Origin of the sequence: Streptomyces sp. AgN23, assembly GCF_001598115.1 — a bacterium.
Taxonomy (GTDB): Bacteria; Actinomycetota; Actinomycetes; order Streptomycetales; family Streptomycetaceae; genus Streptomyces; species Streptomyces antimycoticus.
Map to the genome: position 1 here is coordinate 7,294,406 of NZ_CP007153.1, position 19,052 is coordinate 7,313,457.

Below are 19,052 nucleotides of genomic sequence, written 5' to 3' on the forward strand. Positions count from 1 at the left end.
CGGCCACGAGCACGAAGGGGCGATGGGATGAAGGGCACCGTGGGCGAGTTGGGGGAGTTCGGGCTCATCAGAGAGCTCACCTCCCGGCTCACCACCACCCCGGCGGTGAGGTTGGGGCCCGGTGACGATGCCGCGGTCGTGGCCGCACCCGACCGGAGGGTCGTGGCCAGTACGGATGTCCTGCTGGAGGGCAGGCACTTCCGCAGGGACTGGTCCACCGCTTATGACGTCGGCCGTAAGGCCGCGGCCCAGAACCTGGCCGACATCGCGGCCATGGGCGCGGTGCCGACCGCGCTGCTGCTCGGCCTGGTGGTCCCCGCCGATCTGCCGGTGACCTGGCCGGCCGAGCTGATGGACGGCATCCGCGACGAATGCCAGGTCGCGGGCGCGGCCGTGGTCGGCGGCGATGTGGTGCGCGGGGACACCATCACCGTGGCCATCACCGCCCTGGGCGATCTGCGCAACCACGAGCCGGTCACCCGATCCGGTGCCCGGCCCGGCGACGTTGTCGCCGTCACCGGGTGGCTGGGCTGGTCGGCGGCCGGACACGCGGTGCTCTCACGCGGCTTCCGCTCGCCGCGGGCCTTCGTCGAGGCGCACCGCCGGCCGGAGCCGCCGTACCACGCCGGTCCCGCCGCCGCCGGGCTCGGCGCGACCGCCATGACCGATGTGAGCGACGGACTGGTGGCCGACCTCGGACATATCGCGGAGGCCAGCAAGGTCCGTATCGATCTGCGCTCGGGGGACATCGACATCCCCTCGCAGATGTCGGACATCGGTCAGGCGGTGGGCGTCGATCCGCTGCAGTGGGTGCTCAGCGGGGGAGAGGACCACGCGATCGTGGCCACCTTCCCGCCCGACGCCAAGCTGCCGGCCCGCTGGAAGGTGATCGGCGAGGTGCTGAACCCCTCGGCGCTGCCCCAGGTGACGGTGGACGGAGCCCCCTGGGCCCATGGGGGCTGGGACCACTTCGGCGACAGCAAGGACGCCGAGTGACGGTATGGGAGCCGCGTCGGCGGTAAGAGCGTCGAGTCCGCCGTAAGGGCGTTGAGTCGTTGGTGAGGGAGCAGAGCCGGCGGTTGGGGCGCCGAGGGGGGATCTCGGGGCGTGGGGGCGGCGAGTAGATTCGGCCCCATGGTCCTGCCTCCTCGTATCCCCCGCCCCTCCCATGACGGCTCGGCGCCCGTGCGCGTCCTCACCGTCGCCGGATCGGACTCCGGTGGCGGTGCGGGTATCCAGGCCGATCTGAAGACCATGCTGGCCCTGGGCGCCCATGGCATGAGCGTGATCACCGCGGTGACGGCGCAGAACTCCCTGGGCGTCCAGGGCGCCTGGGAACTGCCCGCCGAGGCCGTACGGGCCCAGTTCCGCAGCGTGGCCGACGATATCGGCGTCCAGGCGGTCAAGACCGGCATGCTGGCGACCGCCGAACTGGTCGAGACCGTCGCCGCGCTGCTCGCCGATCTGCCCGCGCCGGTGGTCGTCGATCCGGTCGGGGTCTCCAAGCACGGTGACCCGCTGCTGGCCACCGAGGCGCTCGACGCGGTCCGTAAGAAGCTGCTGCCGACCGCGACCGTCGCCACGCCCAACCTCGACGAGGTGGCTCAGCTCACCGGCGTTCGGGTGGAGTCGGAGGACGATCAGCGGCGGGCGGCCGGGGCGGTGCTGGCCCATGGCCCGCGGTGGGCGCTGATCAAGGGCGGCCATCTGCCCGGCGGCGAGGCGGTGGATCTGCTCACCGACGGCACCGAGGAGCACTGGCTGCGGGCGCCCCGCCACGACAACCGCCATACGCACGGCACGGGATGCACCCTCGCCGCGGCCATCGCCACGTATCTGGCGGGCGGCTACGAGGTCCCTCAGGCCGTCATGGCGGCCAAGGACTACGTCACGGGCGCCATCGCGGCGGGCTTCCCCCTGGGCGCGGGCATCGGCCCGGTCGACCACGGGTGGTTGCGGGAGGGAACTGACTGAGCGCGTGCCCAAGGGCACGCGAAAAGGCCGGTCCACATCCATGGTGGACCGGCCTCGGCGTACCGGTTCCCGCTTGCGCGGGGAGGTCGTGCGACTAGACGACTAGCGCGAAACCTTGCCGGCCTTGATGCACGAGGTGCAGACATTGAGCCGCTTCGGGGTACGACCGACCACAGCGCGCACCGTCTGGATGTTGGGGTTCCAACGACGGCGGGTGCGGCGGTGCGAGTGCGAGATGTTGTTGCCGAAGCCCGGCCCCTTGCCGCAGACGTCGCAGTTGGCAGCCACGGGTTACTCCAAAGACGGGTCGCCCTCGCTTCCCGCGAGGAGACAGGACACTGAACGGATGCCCCGGACGTTGCCTGGATCGCGGTGGATCGGCGGCGCCTGGGGGGAATGGCCCGATTCGCATCGGGCAACCGGAGCAGCATACAACGGCCACTCCCGTACAACGAAACTATCATGGCTGGCCCGGCACCCGCCGAGGGCGGCGACTACCCTGCGGTGACGCGATGCCCGCCCCCGCCCCAGCAGCCTCCGAGGAGGACGTTACGTGCCGCACACGCTCGACGCCGATGCGGTACGGACCTGGTGCGGGCTCGCGCTGGACGCGCTGGGCCGGGCCCGCGCGGAGATCGACGCGATCAACGTCTATCCGGTCGCGGACGGGGACACCGGCACCAATCTGTATCTGACCGTCGAGTCCGCCGCCCGGGCCGTCGACGCCGCCTTCGACGGCCATGCCGCCTCGGCCGCCGCCTCCCGCCCCACCCTCGCCGATGTGGTGCGGGCCATGGCCCATGGCGCCCTGATCGGCGCGCGGGGCAACTCCGGCACGATCCTGGCGCAGCTGCTGCGCGGTATGGCGGACGTCCTGGCCGACGGCTCGGCGCAGGGGGACCCGGGCACAGACGAGGCGGACGGGCTGCGGCTGGCGCTGCGGCGCGCGGCCGACCTCGCCTGCCTGGCCGTCGCCCACCCCGTGGAAGGCACCGTCCTTACGGTCGCCGTGGCCGCCGCGGAGGGCGCGGCGGAGTGCGCCACCGGCGACGCCGCCACGGTGGCCCGCGCCGCTTACGAGAGCGCCCGCACGGCGCTCCAGGCCACCCCCGGTCAGCTCGACGTCCTCGCCCGCGCGGGGGTGGTCGACGCGGGCGGCTATGGCCTGGTGACGGTCCTGGGCGGGCTCGCCGAGGCCCTGTCGGGCGAGGCACCCGCGGCGGTCGGGCCCGTCCGCTCCCGCGGTGACGGCCCGACGCGTGACGCCCTGGCGCCCACCGGGACGCCTGGGCAGGACCCCGTGGGCTGTCCGGCCGACGACGCCGCGGACGGTGGGCCCGCCTTCGAGGTGATCTACCTCCTGGAGGCCGGGGACATGGCCGTGGCCGCACTGAGGGAGCGACTGGACGCCCTCGGCGACTCCTTGGTGATCGTCGGCGGCGACGGCCTGTGGAATGTGCACGTCCATGTGGACGACGCGGGGGCGGCCGTGGAGGCGGGCATTCAGGCCGGGCGCCCGTACCGCATCCGGATCACCCACTTCGACGGCGCCGCCGCCCGTAAGGCGGGCGCCGACGGCCCGGAACGGCCGGGCCCGGCCGTCGTTCTGCCGGACCGGCCCGGCGTCAAGGGCCCCACCGGCGGCCGGGGTACCGAGCGCACCGGCCGTGCCGTGGTCGCCGTCGTCCCCGGGGACGGGCTGGCCGCGCTGTGCGCCGAGGCGGGCGCGACCGCGGTCGCCACCCGCCCCGGGGAGCCGCCCGGCAGCGGTGAACTGGTCGACGCGGTCCGCCGGGCCGGCGCCCGGGAGGTCGTGCTGCTGCCGAACGACACCGAGCTGCGCCACCCGGCCGCCGCGGCCGCGGCCCAGGCCCGTGCCGAGGGCGTACGGGTCGCGGTGATCCCCACCCGCTCCGCCGTCCAGGGCATCGCCGCCCTCGCCGTCCACGAGCCGGCCCGCAGCTTCGACGAGGACGCGGTCGCCATGACCTCGGCCGCGGGCGCCACCCGCTACGCGGAACTGGCCGTCGCCGAGCGCCAGTCCTGGACCATGGCCGGGGTGTGCCAGGCCGGGGACGTCCTGGGCATGATCGACGGCGATGTGGCGGTGATCGGCTCGGAGCTGGCCGCGACCGCCGAGACGGTGCTGGACCGGATGCTGGCCTCGGGCGGCGAGATGGTCACGCTGGTGCTCGGCGCGGGCCTGCCGGACGAGGTCGCCGAACGGCTGGAGCGGCATGTGCGGGAGGGGCACTTCGCCGTCGACACGGTCGTCTACCACGGCGGTCAGCCCACCGCGCCGCTGATCATAGGCATCGAATGAGACCGGCGGCCGGACGCTGAATCACCCCGCTCGTCACCCGCTTTGTCACTCCCGTGGTGTGCAATGGACGCGTGCCCGTGCTGGATGAACCACTGAAGAAGGTCCTGGGCGGCAACACCGCGAAGGTGATGGCCGACCATCTCGACCTGCACACCGTCGGCGATCTGCTGCACCACTACCCGCGGCGGTACGCGGAGCGCGGTGAGCTGACCCGGCTGTCCGACCTGCCCCTGGACGAGCATGTGACCGTGGTGGCGCAGGTCGCCGACGCCCGGGTGCATACGTTCAACGGCGGCCGGGGCCGCCGGCTGGAGGTCACCATCACCGACGGCAGCGGCCGTCTCCAGCTGGTCTTCTTCGGCAAGGGTGTCCACAAGCCGCGCTCGGAGCTGCAGCCCGGCACTCGCGCGATGTTCGCCGGGAAGGTCTCGGTCTTCAACCGCAAGCGGCAGCTGGCCCACCCGGAGTTCAAGACGCTGGGCGCGGAGAGCGGCGCGGAGGCCGTGGAGGCGTTCGCCCATCAGCTGCTGCCGCTGTACCCGGCGTGCAAGCAGATGGAGTCCTGGCAGATCCAGCAGGCCATCGACACCGTGCTGGGCCCGGCCGGCCACGAGGAGGCCGCGCTGGCCGGGCTCATCGACCCGCTGCCCGACAGCCTCCGCGAGGGCCGGGGGCTGGCCACGCTCCCCGAGGCGCTGCGCAAGATCCACCGACCGGCCACCAAGACCGATATCGCGCTGGCCCGGGACCGCCTGAAGTGGGACGAGGCGTTCGTCCTGCAGGTGGCGCTCGCCCGGCGGCGCCGGGCCGATGCCCAACTGCCCGCGGCGCCCCGCAAGCCCGTTCCGGACGGGCTGCTGACGGCCTTCGACGCCCGGCTGCCGTTCACCCTCACCGAGGGCCAGCGCCGGGTCAGCGAGGAGATCTTCGCCGACCTGGCCACCGACCACCCCATGCACCGGCTGCTCCAGGGCGAGGTCGGCTCGGGCAAGACCATGGTCGCGCTGCGCGCGATGCTCGGCGTCGTGGACGCCGGGGGACAGGCGGCGATGCTCGCGCCCACCGAGGTGCTCGCCCAGCAGCACCACCGCTCGATCACCGAGATGATGGGGGAGCTGGCCGAGGGAGGCATGCTCGGCGGCGCGGAGCAGGGCACCAAGGTGGTGCTGCTCACCGGTTCCATGGGCGCCGCGGCCCGCCGTCAGGCGCTGCTGGACCTGGTCACCGGCGAGGCCGGGATCGTGATCGGCACCCACGCCCTGATCGAGGACAAGGTCCAGTTCCACGACCTGGGGCTGGTCGTCGTCGACGAGCAGCACCGCTTCGGGGTCGAGCAGCGCGACGCCCTGCGCTCCAAGGGCAAGCAGCCCCCGCATCTGCTGGTGATGACGGCCACCCCGATCCCGCGCACCGTCGCCATGACCGTCTTCGGCGACCTGGAGACCTCCGTCCTGGACCAGCTGCCCGCGGGCCGCTCCCCGATTGCCTCCCATGTGGTGCCCGCCAAGGACAAGCCGCACTTCCTGACCCGCGCCTGGGAGCGGGTGCGCGAGGAGGTGGCCGCCGGGCACCAGGGGTATGTGGTGTGCCCGCGGATCGGGGACGACGCCGGCGACGAGGGGGACGCGTCCAAGGGCGCCGCGAGCCCGTCCCCCGAGGACGAGGCCGAGAAGCGCCCGCCGCTGGCCGTCGTCGAGGTCGCCGAGCAGCTCACCAAGGGGCCGCTGAGCGATCTGCGGGTGGAGGTGCTGCACGGGCGGATGCAGCCCGAGGCCAAGGACGACGTGATGCGCCGCTTCGCCGCGGGCGAGGTGGACGTGCTGGTCGCCACGACCGTCATCGAGGTCGGTGTCAACGTCCCCAACGCCACCGCCATGGTGATCATGGACGCCGACCGGTTCGGCGTCTCCCAGCTGCACCAGCTGCGCGGCCGTGTCGGCCGTGGCTCGGCCGCCGGGCTGTGTCTGCTGGTGACCGAGATGCCCGAGGCCAGCCCCGCCCGGGCGCGGCTGGGTGCGGTGGCCGCCACGCTCGACGGCTTCGAGCTGTCCCGGATCGACCTGGAGCAGCGCCGGGAGGGCGATGTGCTCGGCCAGGCCCAGTCCGGGGTCCGTTCCTCGCTGCGGGTGCTCGCCGTCATCGACGACGAGGAGGTCATCGCGGCGGCCCGGGAGGAGGCGGCCGCGATCGTCGCCGACGACCCGGAGCTGACCGGCTATCCGGAGCTGCGCACCGCGCTGGACGCCCTGCTGGACAAGGAGCGCGAGGAGTACCTCGACAAGGGCTGAGACACGAGCGGGGACAGGGGCTGAGAAGAGTGCCGCGGGCGGGGCCGGGCCCGCGGATCCGAGCGCGCGGCCACCGCCCGCCGCCGTACGCCATATCGTGGAGGTGCGGCGGCCCCGCCCGGACGGGCGCGGTGCGCCGCGGCCCCGACCACCGCGAAGGACTGCCAACACCCATGACCCGCGTGATCGCCGGAGCGGCCGGCGGACGTCGCCTGGCCGTGCCGCCGGGAAACGGCACCCGACCCACTTCGGACCGGGCGCGCGAGGGCCTGTTCTCCACCTGGGAGTCGCTGCTCGGCTCGCTGGACGGAGCCCGCGTCCTCGACCTGTACGGCGGCTCCGGCGCGGTCGGCCTGGAGGCGCTGTCCCGCGGCGCCGTCCATGTGCTGCTGGTCGAGTCCGACCCGCGGGCGGCCCGCACGATCCGTCAGAACGTCCGGGCGCTCGGTCTGCCCGGCGCGGAGCTGCGCACCGGCAAGGCCGAACAGACCATCACCGGACAGGCTCCCGTCACCGGCCCGTACGACGTCGTTTTTCTGGACCCGCCCTACGCCGTCACCGACGCCGAACTCCGCGAGATCCTGCTCACACTCCTGGGGAATGGCTGGCTAGCGGCCGACGCGCTGGCCACCGTTGAGCGGAGCACACGAGGTGGGGAGTTCGTGTGGCCTGCCGGATTCGAGGGGCTACGGGCCCGTCGCTACGGCGAGGGCACGCTTTGGTACGGTCGCGCCGCCTCGACGTGCGAGAACGCGTCATGACCGGATCCGAGAGCGAGGAACTTCCGTTGCGCCGCGCAGTCTGCCCGGGGTCGTTCGACCCCGTCACCAATGGACACCTCGACATCATCGGCCGTGCCTCCAAGCTCTATGACGTCGTGCACGTCGCCGTGATGATCAACAAGTCGAAGCAGGGCCTGTTCACGGTGGAGGAGCGGATCGATCTCCTCCGCCAGACCACCGAGGAGTACGGAAACGTCAAGGTAGAGGCGTTTCATGGACTTCTGGTCGACTTCTGCAAGCAGCGGGACATCCCCGCGATCGTCAAGGGGCTGCGAGCCGTCAGCGACTTCGACTACGAGCTGCAGATGGCCCAGATGAACAACGGCCTCTCCGGCGTGGAGACGCTGTTCGTGCCCACCAACCCCACCTACAGCTTCCTCTCCTCCAGCCTGGTCAAGGAGGTCGCGGCCTGGGGCGGCGACGTCTCCCACCTGGTGCCCCCGGTGGTGCTGGAATCGCTCTCCGAGCGGCTCGGCCGGAAGTAACGGCTGACGGGACGTCAGCGGCTGTCCGGGAGCGGTCCGCTCGCCGTACAGTCGTCCCGTTCGTTCTCCGTTCCCATCCGCATCCAGACAGTCTGCGAGCACCCACAGTGGACGTGCAGAAGAAGCTCGACGAGATCGTCGATACCGTCGGCGGCGCCCGGTCCATGCCCATGTCGGCCTCGTGCGTGATCAACCGCGCCGAGCTGCTCGCCATGCTCGAAGAGGTGCGCGCGGCACTCCCGGACTCCCTGGCCCACGCCCAGGAGCTGATCGGCGGCCGGGACCAGATGGTGGAGGAGGCCCGCCGGGAGGCCGGGCGGATCATCGAGTCCGCGCACGCCCAGGGCGCCTCGCTGATCTCGGACACGGAGATGGTGCGGAAGTCCCAGGAGGAGGCCGACCGCATCCTCACCGAGGCCCGCCGGGAGGCCGAGGAGATCCGGGCCGAGGCCGACGACTACGTGGACAGCAAGCTGGCCAACTTCGAGGTCGTGCTCACCAAGACCATCGGCTCGGTGGGCCGCGGCCGGGAGAAGCTGCTCGGCCGCGCCCCCGGCGCCGAGGACGGCTTCGAGCAGTCCGACGAGGGCCCGGAGCGCAGCGCCGACCCGGCGACCCTGCGGCAGCGCGCCGACGAGTACGTGGACACCAAGCTGGGGGCCGTCTCGGCGGTCCTCTCCAAGACCCTGGAGGCGGTCGGCCGGGGCCGCCAGAAGCTGCTCGGGGCCCGGCCCGCCGATGAGCTCGGCGCCCATATGGCGGCCCAGGACGAGGCCGGCATGGCCCTGCGGACCACCGACGACGACTATCTGGCGGACCTCGCCCAGTCCCAGGCTGCCGTCGCCCAGCCCGTGGCCCAGCCGGATCAGGCGGCCGCCGACGCCGCGTACTACGCCGCCACCGCGGGCTATCAGCAGCAGGACGCCTACGGCTACCAGCAGCAGACCTACGTACCGCAGCAGGACCAGCAGGCGTACGTCCCGCCGCAGCAGGATCCGTACACCATGCAGGGCGGCTATCAGCAGCAGGACGCCTACGCCTGGCAGCAGCAGGCCCAAGCTCAGGGCTACGACCCGAACGCGGGCTATGTGCCCCAGCAGCCGCCGCAGCCGCCGCAGCACCAACAGCATCAGCAGCAGCAGTCGGGCGCCGCGCTCGACGAGACCAGCCTGTTCGACACGAGCATGATCGACCTCGATCAGCTCCGCCAGTACGAGCAGGGCCGCTAGGTCCCCGTACGTCCCGGGCCGCCGGAACTCCGCCTCCACCGGGCGGATTGGGTCTACGGCGGCCTGTCCAGTATCCTGGCTCTTCGGTCGCGTGTACGTCCGCGATCTCGGCTGCCCGTTTCGTGCGAATGATCGGGTGGCCCGCCGCAGCGTAGAAAGCAGGAAGCCCTGAACGCCCGCCTCGACCACCGTGCCCCTCTCGTGTTCGACACGCGCGAGTTGGGTCGTCGTCCTGGTGCGCTGAAAAGGATCTCCCGTTCCGCGGCGGCGCCGAAGGACCTCGGTATCGAGGTCATCGGGGTGCCGGAAGGCGCGACCGTCGAGCTGGACCTCCGCCTGGAGTCGGTCATGGAAGGGGTGCTTGTCACAGGCACCGCCCGTGCACCGCTGACGGGGGAGTGCGTAAGGTGTCTGGAGCCGCTGGGGCGAGAGCTCGAAGCGGATTTCCAGGAGATGTACTCCTACCCCGACGCCGACGACCGGAGCCGCGACGCGGATACCGGCGACGACGCCGAGGAGGAGGACAGGCTCTTCCTCGAGGCCGACCTGTTCGACCTCGAGCCCGTGCTGCGTGACGCGGTGGTGCTCGCACTGCCGCTGCAGCCGGTGTGCCGGGAGGACTGCCCGGGGCTGTGTGCCGAATGCGGCGCCCGTCTCGCGGACGACCCCGACCACCACCACGATGCCGCCGACATCCGTTGGGCGGCACTGCAGGGACTCGCCGAGACCATGAGGGACGGCGAGAAGGACAACGCACCCCGCGAGCGCGGGGATGACCCACAGGAGAAGTAGCCGTGGCTGTTCCGAAGCGGAAGATGTCGCGCAGCAACACGCGCCACCGCCGGTCGCAGTGGAAGGCTGCGGTCCCCACCCTGGTGGCGTGCGAGCGCTGCCACGAGCCGAAGCAGCAGCACATCGCGTGCCCGAGCTGCGGCACCTACAACCGCCGCCAGGTCCTCGAGGTCTGATCGGCGGGTGACAGGCTCTATGTCAGACGCCACTACGCCCCCGCGTAAGCGCGGTGAAGCGTCCCAGGCGGACACGGCCTCGTCTCACACGATCCTGGAAGGGCGGCTCGGGTACCAGCTCGAGTCCGCCCTTCTGGTGCGTGCGCTGACCCACCGCTCCTTCGCGTACGAGAACGGCGGGCTGCCCACCAACGAGCGGCTGGAATTCCTCGGGGATTCCGTGCTCGGCCTGGTGGTCACCGACACGCTGTACCGCATCCACCCCGACCTGCCCGAGGGCCAGCTGGCCAAGCTGCGGGCCGCGGTGGTGAACTCGCGCGCGCTCGCTGAAGTGGGCCGTGGTCTGGACCTCGGCGCCTTCATCCGGCTCGGCCGGGGCGAAGAGGGCACCGGGGGCAGGGACAAGGCTTCCATCCTCGCCGACACCCTTGAAGCGGTGATCGGCGCGGTCTATCTCGACCGGGGGCTCGACGCTGCCGCTGAGCTGGTGCACCGGCTCTTCGACCCGCTGATCGAGAAGTCCTCGAACCTCGGCGCCGGCCTGGACTGGAAGACCAGCCTCCAGGAGCTGACCGCCACCGAGGGGCTCGGGGTCCCGGAGTACCTGGTCTCCGAGACGGGTCCCGACCACGAGAAGACCTTCACGGCTGCTGCCCGCGTCGGTGGTGTCGCGTACGGCACCGGCACCGGCCGCAGCAAGAAGGAAGCCGAGCAGCAGGCGGCCGAGGCCGCCTGGCGCGCGATTCGCGCGGCTGCCGACGAGGCTCAGGCGAAGGCCAAGGCGGCCGATGCCGGAACCGCCACCACGGCGGCCGACGGCGGAGCCGCCGCCGACACGGCCTCCTCGGCACGCTGATCGCCCTTCCCCGTACCGTCCGTCACGTCCGTAACACCTCTCACCGCCCCCGTGGCGGACGGCCCGCCCGGTCGTTCCGCCCGGGGGCGGTGAGGGCTCAAGGCCAAGGAGGCCCCCGTTGCCCGAGCTGCCCGAGGTCGAGGTGGTCCGCCGCGGACTGGAGCGCTGGGTCAGCGGCCGTACGGTCGCCGACGTCCAGGTGCTGCATCCGCGCGCGGTCCGTCGCCACCTCGGCGGCGCGGAGGACTTCGCGGCCCGGCTCAGGGGCCGCCGCACCGGGATCGCCCGCCGCCGCGGCAAGTACCTGTGGCTGCCGTTCGACGATGATGCCGCCGCCGAGTCGATCCTGGCCCATCTCGGGATGAGCGGGCAGCTGCTGGTCCAGCCGGCCGAGGCCCCCGACGAGAAGCATCTGCGCATCCGGGTCCGCTTCGACGACAACGCGGGCACCGAGCTGCGCTTCGTCGACCAGCGCACCTTCGGGGGGCTCTCGCTGCACGACACCGTCCCCGGCGACCTGGAGGGGCTGCCCGACGCCATCGCGCACATCGCCCGCGACCCGCTGGACCCCGCCTTCGACGAGGCGGCCTTCCACACCGCGCTGCGCCGCCGCCGCACCACGATCAAGCGCGCCCTGCTGGACCAGTCGCTGATCAGCGGGGTCGGCAACATCTACGCCGACGAGGCGCTGTGGCGCGCCCGGCTGCACTACGACCGGCCTACCGCGACCCTCGCCCGCCCGCGCGCCGCCGAACTCCTCGGCCATGTGCGCGAGGTGATGACCGCGGCGCTGGCCGTCGGCGGCACCAGCTTCGACAGCCTCTACGTCAATGTGAACGGCGAGTCCGGGTACTTCGAGCGCTCCCTGGACGCGTATGGCCGCGAGGACGAGCCGTGCCGTCGCTGCGGCACCGCGATGCGCCGCCGCCCCTGGATGAACCGCTCCAGCTACTTCTGCCCGCGCTGTCAGCGCCCGCCGCGCCCGGCCGTCGTGGCCCGCCCGGCCGCCTCGCCGCTTTCGGCGCGCACGGTGTCGTAGCGCTCCTGGGCGCTCAGCACCTCGGGCATCCGGTCCTCGACGAGATAGATCAGGGCCAGCAGCCGCTCGGCGACCGCGCTGCCCAGCGGGGTCAGCCGGTAGTCCACGCGGGGCGGGTTGGTCGGCTGCGCCTCGCGGTGCACCAGACCGTCGCGCTCCAGCGCGTGCAGCGTCTGGGACAGCATCTTCTCGCTGACGCCGTCGACCCGCCGCCGCAGCTCGTTGAAGCGGAAGCTGCCCTCGTGGAGCGCGCCCAGGATGAGGCCGCCCCATTTTCCGGTGACATGCTCCAGCGTGCCGCGCGAGGGGCAGGCGCGGGCGAACACGTCGAAGGCCAGGTTCTCCGCGTCCGCCGTGGAGGACGCCGCGCCAGTGCGTTCACAGTCCATGCAGACACCATACGCGCACTCAGCGCTGACTACAGGGCTGCGCTTTCGCATGGTGAGTATGCAGCTACCGGCGTATGCGAAGCCCGGGGCGTGTGGGTACGCCCCGGGCTCGGCGGGTGACGGGCTGCGGTTGCCCGCTCAGCGGCTCAGTAGCCGAAGTCCTGGGTCCACCAGGGGCCGCCGGTGCCGAAGTGGGTTCCGACGCCCAGCCGCTTGAACGAGCAGTTGAGGATGTTGGCGCGGTGGCCGGAGCTGTTCATCCAGGAATCCATGACCGCCTGCGCGTCCGACTGGCCGCGGGCGATGTTCTCCCCGCCCAGGTCCAGGATGCCCGCGCTCTCGGCGCGGTCCCAGGGGCTGTCGCCGTCGGGGCTGATGTGGTCGAAGAACTGGCGCAGGGACATGTCCTCGCTGAAGTCCTCGGCCAACTGGGCGAGTTTGGGGTCGGCCGTCACGGGGGCGCAGCCGACCTTCTCGCGCTCTTCGTTGACGAGGGTGAGGACCTCGGTCTCCGAGGCGGTCTCGGGGCCGGCCGACTCCGCGGGGGGCGCGGGCGCGGTCGTGGGCGTACGGGACGGCTTCCCGTGCCCGCCGCCCTTGGAGCCGCCCTTGCCGTTCCCGTTGTTTCCGTTCTTTCCGTTGTTCCCGCCGTGCCCGGAGGGCGCGGAGGACCCCGGCTGCTCCGGCGGCGTGGTGGAAGGCGTCCTGGAGGGCTGGGAAGGGGGCTTGGAGGGAGTTGTGGAGGGTGCGTGAGGGCGGTCGTCGCCGCGGCTGGGCGGTACCGAGCCGCGGCCGGTGGGGGCCGCGGACTGCGAGCCCTGTGTCTCCAGGCCCGAGTCGGTGGGACCGCCCGCCTGGACCTGTCCGGCGGAGTCATTGCCCCCGCCCAATTGGTAGCCGTCTCCCGGAACGAGTCCGGAGGCCATCGCCACCGCGCCAACCGCGACGGCGGCGGACACGCCCAACAGTCCGGTCCGGACCGGAGCGAGGGGGCTCCGGTGCGGTCCCCGGTGGCGGCCTGCGATGGCCTCGTGCGCCACGGCCCCGGGGGCAGATCGTCGATGGCGGCCCATCTCCTGCCTTCCTTGTGTTCTCGGCGTCAAAAGTCGCTCGAAATGTGTCACTCGTGTGCGCGAGCCATGTATCACTCGTGTGGGTGAGTCTCGTTGAGCCGGGACTGTACGCCATTCGGGCCCCAACGCGCGTGCACAGTTGCTAATTGGAGGGTTTAGCGCCTGCTCGCGCGTGGGGTTAGCGTGCGCGTATGAACGAGAGAGTCCGCCTCACCGTGTGGGTCCGCGGCCGCGTCCAGGGCGTCGGCTTCCGCTGGTACACCCGGGCCAACGCGCTGCGTATCGGGGCCCTTGTCGGCTTTGCCTCCAACCTCGCCGACGGGCGGGTGCAGGTGGTCGCGGAGGGCTCCCGTGCGGAATGCGAACAGCTGCTCGAATGGCTCCGGGATGGCGACACGCCCGGGAAAGTCGAGGGAATCACCGAGATCTGGGACACACCGCGCGGTGGTTACGGCACCTTCGAAATCCGTTGATCAACTCACCGGAGGCACCCTCCGCGGTATCCCGCTGACCATGCCTTCCCTGCGCACCGTGAGCAGAAATCGGCTGATGGTTGCCAACGGGGCCGCGCCGTGGAAGGCTGCGGTGTCACGGAAGATCCCCGACCGCCATGGGTCCTCTGGAGAGGGGTGGGCACAGTCCGCCGCCCGTGTGCTCTCGACCCTTGCGGCCCCGTCGGCATGTGATCGTGTTGACCCTCAAACCAATTGGTGAGACGCTGGAAGCCCCGCGCACCTTAACTGTTTGCCGCGCAGCACGGTAGTAATTTGGGCAAGCATCGCGGGTGCAAATCTCTCACGACCCAGACCGCTTCGTTCGGTCACTCAGTGTGGAGGACCATCCATCATGGCAAAGGCGCTTCTCGGTTACGTCGGCGGTTCCGACCCCCGAGTCCTCGCCGAGATGCGACGGCTTCAGCAGCGCGTCCAGGACCTTGAATCCGAGCTCGTCCGGATTCAGGCCGAGAACGACGCACTGTCCGCCGCCGCTCGTTACAACGGCGACTCGCTGCTCGAAAGCATCGACGTATCCCAGGCGGAGCCTGCGCTCGCCTGACCCAGCCCAAGGGCCGGTCGGGCTGCATCGTCAGCCGCTTGAGAATCTTCAAGGGACGCCTCGGCGTCCCTTCGTCGTCTCCCAAGTGGTCTCCGAGCCACCCTTACCGACTGATGTGCCCCTCTCTCACGGCGGTGAAACCGATCATTGCTGAAACCGAGAAAAAGCCGGGACGAGAGTGTGGCGCCACCGTCACGGGACGGTGCCGGAAGAGGGGCGGCGGGTAGAGTCCAATGGCGTGCATCTCAAGAGCCTGACCCTGCGAGGGTTCAAATCCTTCGCGTCCGCCACGACGCTCCGGTTCGAGCCGGGAATCACCTGCGTCGTCGGCCCCAACGGCTCGGGCAAGTCCAATGTCGTGGACGCCCTTTCCTGGGTCATGGGCGAACAGGGTGCCAAGTCCCTGCGCGGCGGCAAGATGGAGGACGTCATCTTCGCCGGCACCACCGGCCGTCCCCCGCTCGGTCGCGCCGAGGTCTCGCTCACCATCGACAACGCCGATGGCGCGCTGCCCATCGACTACGCCGAAGTCACCATCACGCGGATCATGTTCCGCAACGGCGGCAGCGAGTACCAGATCAACGGGGACACCTGTCGGCTGCTGGACATCCAGGAGCTGCTCTCCGACTCCGGCATCGGCCGTGAGATGCACGTCATCGTCGGGCAGGGCCAGCTCGACGGGGTGCTGCACGCCGACCCGACCGGCCGCCGCGCCTTCATCGAGGAGGCCGCGGGCGTCCTCAAGCACCGCAAGCGCAAGGAGAAGGCGCTGCGGAAGCTGGACGCGATGCAGGCCAACCTCGCCCGCGTCCAGGACCTCACCGACGAGCTGCGCCGCCAGCTCAAGCCGCTCGGCCGGCAGGCCGCGGTGGCCCGGCGGGCCGCCGTCATCCAGGCCGATCTGCGCGACGCCCGGCTGCGTCTGCTCGCCGACGACCTGGTGACCCTGCGCGAGGCGCTGCGCGCCGAGATCGCCGACGAGGCCGAGCTCAAGCGGCGCAAGGAGGCCGCCGAGGCCGAGCTGCGGGGTGCCCAGCAGCGCGAGGCGGGGCTGGAGGAGCAGGTGCGGCAGCTCGCGCCCCGGCTCCGGGACGCCCAGCAGACCTGGTACGAGCTGTCGCAGCTCGCCGAGCGGGTGCGCGGCACGATCAGCCTGGCGGACGCCCGGGTCAAGAGCGCCACCTCCGTCCCCGGGGAGGAGCGGCGCGGCCGCGACCCGGAGGACATGGAGCGCGAGGCGGCCCGCATCCGGGAGCAGGAGGCCGAGCTGGAGGCCGCCCTGGAGGCGGCGAGCCGGGCGCTGGAGGACACCGTGGCGCACCGGGCCGAGCTGGAGCGCAGCCTGGCCGACGAGGAGCGCCGCCTGAAGGACGTGGCCCGTGCCATCGCCGACCGCCGCGAAGGGCTCGCCCGGCTCCAGGGCCAGGTGAACGCGGCCCGCGGCCGGGCCGGTTCGGCGCGCGCCGAGATCGAGCGGCTGGCCGCGTCCCGCGACGAGGCACAGACCCGGGCGGTCGCCGCGCAGGAGGAGTACGAGCAGCTCAAGGCGGAGGTCGACGGACTCGACGCGGACGACGCGGAACTGGCGGAGCGCCATGAGGCCGCCAAGCGCGAGCTGGCCGAGGCGGAGGCCGCGCTGAGCGCGGCCCGCGAGGCCGCGACGGCCGCCGAGCGTGAGCGCGCCGCGACCTCCGCCCGCCATGACGCACTCGCGCTCGGCCTGCGCCGTAAGGACGGCACGGGCGCTCTGCTGGCCGCCGCCGACCGCCTCGGCGGACTCCTGGGCCCCGCCGCCGAACTCCTCACCGTCACCCCCGGCTTCGAGGTGCCCGTCGCCGCGGCCCTGGGTGCCGCCGCCGACGCGATCGCCGTCACCGGCCCCCGCGCGGCGGCCGGGGCGATCCGCCTCCTGCGTGCCGACGACGCCGGCCGCGCCGCCCTTCTCCTCACCACGGCCGCCCCCGACCTGACCACGGCTGCCTCCGACCGCGCGGAGCCCCCGGCCGCCGCCTCGGAGCCGGGCGGTCCTGGCGCCCCGCACGCCGCCTCCGGTGAATCGGCGCCGGGCGGCTGGGCGGGTGGGTCCGCCGGCGCGGGTGACGGGGCCGTCGCCGTACCGGGCACGCGGTCCGCGGACGGTCCGGTAGCCGGGTCCTCCGGTTCCGGTGACGGCTCTCGGCACGGCGGGACGGACTCCTGGGGTACGGCCTCGGGGCCCGCGCAGGCCGTCGCCGATACCGCGGGGGCGTCGCCCGGCGGTGCAACCCCGGGTACCCGCGCGCCGGATGCCGACGCCGCGGGCCGGGGCGATACGGGTGCCGCGAGCGCGTCCGTAGGGCCCGGCGCGGACCGGCCCGTGGTGCCGGGAACGCGGCCGGAGGTGTCCGGGGGCGAGGGCCGCGGTCCCCATACGGCGTCTGACGGCGCCTCACCCGCTTCGGACCCCGGTGCCACGGTCGCCGCCGTCGGCGGGCCGTCCACGTCGGCCGTTTCCGCGCGGGTGCCGCATCCCGCCGGGGGAGAGGCGACCGTTCCGGGTGGTGTACCCGAAGGGGCCGTCACCCGCGATGAGCCCGGTAAGGCAGCGGTGGCCGAAAAATCCCCGCTGGTGGCGGATTTGGTGGCTGGGCCCGCGGCGCTGCTGCCCGCTGTAAGGCGGCTGCTCGACGGCATGGTGGTGGTCGGGACCCTGGAGGAGGCCGAGGAACTGCTCACGCGGCGGCCGGAGTTGACGGCCGTGACCGCCGACGGCGATCTGCTCGGGGCGCACTTCGCGCAGGGCGGGTCGGCCGGGGCGCCCAGCCTGCTGGAGGTGCAGGCGTCCGTCGACGAGGCGGCGGCGGAACTCGAGCGGCTCGCCGTACGGTGCGAGGAGCTGGCCGGGGCGCAGCGCGCGGCAAAGGAGCGGCGGGCCGAGTGCCTGGCGCTGGTCGAGGAGCTGGCGGGCCGCCGGAGCGCGGCGGACCGCGAGAAGTCGCGGGTCGCGCAGTCGCTGGGCCGGCTGGCCGGGCAGGCGCGCGGGGCCGCCGGGGAGGCCGAGCGGTCGGCCGCGGCCGTCACCAGGGCCGAGGAGGCGCTGGAGCGGGCGACCGAGGAGGCGGAGGAGCTGGCCGAGCGGCTGGCGGTGGCCGAGGAGCAACCGGGTGAGGAGGAGCCCGACACCTCCGCACGGGACCGGCTCGCGGCCGACGGCGCCAACGCCCGGCAGACCGAGATGGAGGCGCGGCTCCAGGTCCGTACGCATGAGGAGCGCGTCAAGGGGCTCGCGGGCCGGGCCGACGCGCTCGACCGGGGCGCGCGCGCCGAGCGCGAGGCCCGGGCCCGCGCCGAGCAGCTGCGCGCCCGGCTGCGCCATGAGGCCCAGGTGGCCTCCGCCGTGGCCTCCGGCGCCCGCCGGCTGCTCGCCCATGTCGAGGTGTCGCTGGTACGGGCCGGGCAGGAGCGGGACGCCGCCGAGCGCGCCAAGGCCGAGCGCGAGCGGGAGCTGGATGCCGCCCGCGGCCTGGGGCGCGACCTCAAGGGCGAGCTGGACAAGCTGACCGACTCGGTGCACCGGGGCGAGGTGCTGGGGGCGGAGAAGCGGATGCGGATCGAGCAGCTGGAGAGCAAGGCGCTGGAGGAGCTGGGCGTCGAACCGGCCGGGCTGATCGCCGAATACGGCCCCGACCAGCTCGTCCCGCCGTCCCTTCCTGCGGAAGGGGAGGTGCTGCCGGAGACTGCGTCCGATAGCGGCTCCGCCGCGGGCGAGCATCCGCGCAACCAGCCGGTGCGGTATGTGAGGGGGCAGCAGGAGAAGCGGCTGAGGGCCGCGGAGCGCGCGTACCAGCAGCTCGGCAAGGTCAATCCGCTGGCGCTGGAGGAGTTCGCGGCGCTGGAGGAGCGGCATCAGTTCCTGAGCGAGCAGCTGGAGGACCTCAAGAAGACCCGGGCCGATCTCCTGCAGGTGGTCAAGGAGGTCGACGAGCGGGTCGAGCAGGTCTTCACGGAGGCCTACCGGGACACGGCGCGCGAGTTCGAGGGCGTCTTCTCACGGCTGTTCCCGGGCGGGGAGGGGCGGCTGGTGCTGACCGACCCCGAGAACATGCTGACCACGGGCGTGGATGTGGAGGCCCGGCCGCCGGGCAAGAAGGTCAAGCGGCTGTCGCTGCTGTCGGGCGGTGAGCGCTCGCTGACCGCCGTGGCCCTGCTGGTGTCGATCTTCAAGGCGCGACCGAGCCCGTTCTATGTGATGGACGAGGTCGAGGCGGCGCTCGACGACACCAATCTGCAGCGGCTGATCCGGATCATGCAGGAGCTCCAGGAGGCTTCCCAGCTGATCGTGATCACTCACCAGAAGCGGACGATGGAGGTCGCCGACGCGCTGTACGGCGTCTCCATGCAGGGTGACGGCGTCTCAAAGGTCATCAGCCAGCGCTTGCGGTGACCGTTTCAATACTTGAAGTCAAGGCATGTCGCCGCATGTCGCCGTGCTGGAACGATTTCTTCGTCACACTCTATTGACTTCGAAACTTGAAGGAATAGTCTCTGCAACGTTGCTTTTACCTTCAAGTGGTGGTCGACACATCAGCAGCCTCCGCTGGAAGGGCCAGC

The 19,052-nt window shown here is 72.2% G+C and carries 17 protein-coding genes; 14 read left to right on the top strand and 3 right to left on the bottom strand.

Annotated features, from left to right (window positions below):
- The first annotated feature begins 27 nt into the window (after nt 1-27).
- On the top strand, nt 28-996 hold the full coding sequence (locus tag AS97_RS31825; protein WP_059144170.1) for a thiamine-phosphate kinase: 969 nt from the start codon (nt 28-30) through the stop codon (nt 994-996).
- 138 nt (nt 997-1,134) lie between these two features.
- A complete protein-coding gene (gene thiD / locus AS97_RS31830) occupies nt 1,135-1,974 on the top strand; it encodes a bifunctional hydroxymethylpyrimidine kinase/phosphomethylpyrimidine kinase (RefSeq protein ID WP_210566093.1) in 840 nt (279 codons plus the stop codon).
- A 102-nt stretch (nt 1,975-2,076) separates the two neighbouring features.
- Here thiD and rpmB read toward each other — a convergent pair whose 3' ends face one another.
- Entirely contained in the window at nt 2,077-2,262 is a 186-nt protein-coding gene (gene rpmB, locus AS97_RS31835; RefSeq protein ID WP_009714771.1) for a 50S ribosomal protein L28, read from the bottom strand.
- A 265-nt stretch (nt 2,263-2,527) separates the two neighbouring features.
- Here rpmB and AS97_RS31840 point away from each other — a divergent pair, with 265 nt between their 5' ends.
- From AS97_RS31840 to mutM, 9 genes are all read left to right on the top strand, one after another.
- Nucleotides 2,528-4,297 carry a DAK2 domain-containing protein gene (locus tag AS97_RS31840; protein WP_210566094.1) on the top strand — a complete coding sequence of 590 codons (1,770 nt, stop codon included), beginning with the start codon at nt 2,528-2,530 and terminating at the stop codon, nt 4,295-4,297.
- A gap of 128 nt (nt 4,298-4,425) precedes the next feature.
- A complete protein-coding gene (recG, locus tag AS97_RS31845; protein ID WP_059144237.1) occupies nt 4,426-6,585 on the top strand; it encodes an ATP-dependent DNA helicase RecG in 2,160 nt (719 codons plus the stop codon).
- 173 nt (nt 6,586-6,758) lie between these two features.
- Nucleotides 6,759-7,346, top strand: coding sequence for a 16S rRNA (guanine(966)-N(2))-methyltransferase RsmD (gene rsmD, locus AS97_RS31850; RefSeq protein ID WP_059144173.1), 588 nt, complete (start codon nt 6,759-6,761; stop codon nt 7,344-7,346).
- Nucleotides 7,343-7,852 carry a pantetheine-phosphate adenylyltransferase gene (gene coaD, locus AS97_RS31855; protein WP_059144174.1) on the top strand — a complete coding sequence of 170 codons (510 nt, stop codon included), beginning with the start codon at nt 7,343-7,345 and terminating at the stop codon, nt 7,850-7,852. Before rsmD ends, coaD begins: the two co-directional genes overlap by 4 nt.
- A 107-nt stretch (nt 7,853-7,959) precedes the next feature.
- Nucleotides 7,960-9,081 (top strand): ATP synthase F0 subunit B, encoded by a 1,122-nt coding sequence (locus tag AS97_RS31860; RefSeq protein WP_125758687.1) that lies wholly within the window; start codon nt 7,960-7,962, stop codon nt 9,079-9,081.
- 201 nt (nt 9,082-9,282) lie between these two features.
- A complete protein-coding gene (locus tag AS97_RS31865; RefSeq protein WP_185929935.1) occupies nt 9,283-9,873 on the top strand; it encodes a YceD family protein in 591 nt (196 codons plus the stop codon).
- Nucleotides 9,874-9,875: 2 nt separating this feature from the next.
- Nucleotides 9,876-10,049: a 50S ribosomal protein L32 gene (rpmF, locus tag AS97_RS31870; protein WP_009714764.1), complete on the top strand. Its 174-nt coding sequence runs from the start codon at nt 9,876-9,878 to the stop codon at nt 10,047-10,049.
- A 19-nt stretch (nt 10,050-10,068) separates the two neighbouring features.
- On the top strand, nt 10,069-10,905 hold the full coding sequence (rnc, locus tag AS97_RS31875) for a ribonuclease III (RefSeq protein ID WP_125758691.1): 837 nt from the start codon (nt 10,069-10,071) through the stop codon (nt 10,903-10,905).
- A gap of 118 nt (nt 10,906-11,023) precedes the next feature.
- A complete protein-coding gene (mutM, locus tag AS97_RS31880) occupies nt 11,024-11,944 on the top strand; it encodes a bifunctional DNA-formamidopyrimidine glycosylase/DNA-(apurinic or apyrimidinic site) lyase (protein ID WP_210566095.1) in 921 nt (306 codons plus the stop codon).
- On the opposite strand, the gene AS97_RS31885 is transcribed toward mutM, so the two are convergent.
- Both AS97_RS31885 and AS97_RS31890 read right to left on the bottom strand, forming a co-directional pair.
- Entirely contained in the window at nt 11,872-12,333 is a 462-nt protein-coding gene (locus tag AS97_RS31885; RefSeq protein ID WP_059144179.1) for a helix-turn-helix domain-containing protein, read from the bottom strand. The genes mutM and AS97_RS31885 overlap by 73 nt on opposite strands.
- A gap of 146 nt (nt 12,334-12,479) precedes the next feature.
- On the bottom strand, nt 12,480-13,292 hold the full coding sequence (locus tag AS97_RS31890) for a CAP domain-containing protein (protein WP_312846979.1): 813 nt from the start codon (nt 13,290-13,292) through the stop codon (nt 12,480-12,482).
- A 305-nt stretch (nt 13,293-13,597) separates the two neighbouring features.
- Between AS97_RS31890 and AS97_RS31895 the strand changes: the two genes are divergently transcribed.
- The 3 genes from AS97_RS31895 (at nt 13,598) to AS97_RS31905 (ending at nt 18,885) form a co-directional block, all read left to right on the top strand.
- Nucleotides 13,598-13,879, top strand: coding sequence for an acylphosphatase (locus AS97_RS31895; protein WP_210566096.1), 282 nt, complete (start codon nt 13,598-13,600; stop codon nt 13,877-13,879).
- A gap of 373 nt (nt 13,880-14,252) precedes the next feature.
- On the top strand, nt 14,253-14,462 hold the full coding sequence (locus AS97_RS31900) for a hypothetical protein (RefSeq protein ID WP_059144182.1): 210 nt from the start codon (nt 14,253-14,255) through the stop codon (nt 14,460-14,462).
- A 238-nt stretch (nt 14,463-14,700) separates the two neighbouring features.
- Nucleotides 14,701-18,885: an AAA family ATPase gene (locus AS97_RS31905; RefSeq protein WP_210566097.1), complete on the top strand. Its 4,185-nt coding sequence runs from the start codon at nt 14,701-14,703 to the stop codon at nt 18,883-18,885.
- The last annotated feature ends 167 nt before the right edge of the window (nt 18,886-19,052 follow it).

What these genes read in the sequence shown, in the direction of transcription:
- AS97_RS31825 (WP_059144170.1), top strand. Translation starts at nt 28, where the DNA reads ATGAAGGGCACCGTGGGCGAGTTGGGGGAGTTCGGGCTCATCAGAGAG.
- thiD (WP_210566093.1), top strand. Translation starts at nt 1,135, where the DNA reads ATGGTCCTGCCTCCTCGTATCCCCCGCCCCTCCCATGACGGCTCGGCG.
- recG (WP_059144237.1), top strand. Translation starts at nt 4,426, where the DNA reads ATGGCCGACCATCTCGACCTGCACACCGTCGGCGATCTGCTGCACCAC.
- rsmD (WP_059144173.1), top strand. Translation starts at nt 6,759, where the DNA reads ATGACCCGCGTGATCGCCGGAGCGGCCGGCGGACGTCGCCTGGCCGTG.
- coaD (WP_059144174.1), top strand. Translation starts at nt 7,343, where the DNA reads ATGACCGGATCCGAGAGCGAGGAACTTCCGTTGCGCCGCGCAGTCTGC.
- rnc (WP_125758691.1), top strand. Translation starts at nt 10,069, where the DNA reads ATGTCAGACGCCACTACGCCCCCGCGTAAGCGCGGTGAAGCGTCCCAG.
- AS97_RS31885 (WP_059144179.1), bottom strand. Translation starts at nt 12,333, where the DNA reads ATGGACTGTGAACGCACTGGCGCGGCGTCCTCCACGGCGGACGCGGAG.
- AS97_RS31895 (WP_210566096.1), top strand. Translation starts at nt 13,598, where the DNA reads ATGAACGAGAGAGTCCGCCTCACCGTGTGGGTCCGCGGCCGCGTCCAG.
- AS97_RS31900 (WP_059144182.1), top strand. Translation starts at nt 14,253, where the DNA reads ATGGCAAAGGCGCTTCTCGGTTACGTCGGCGGTTCCGACCCCCGAGTC.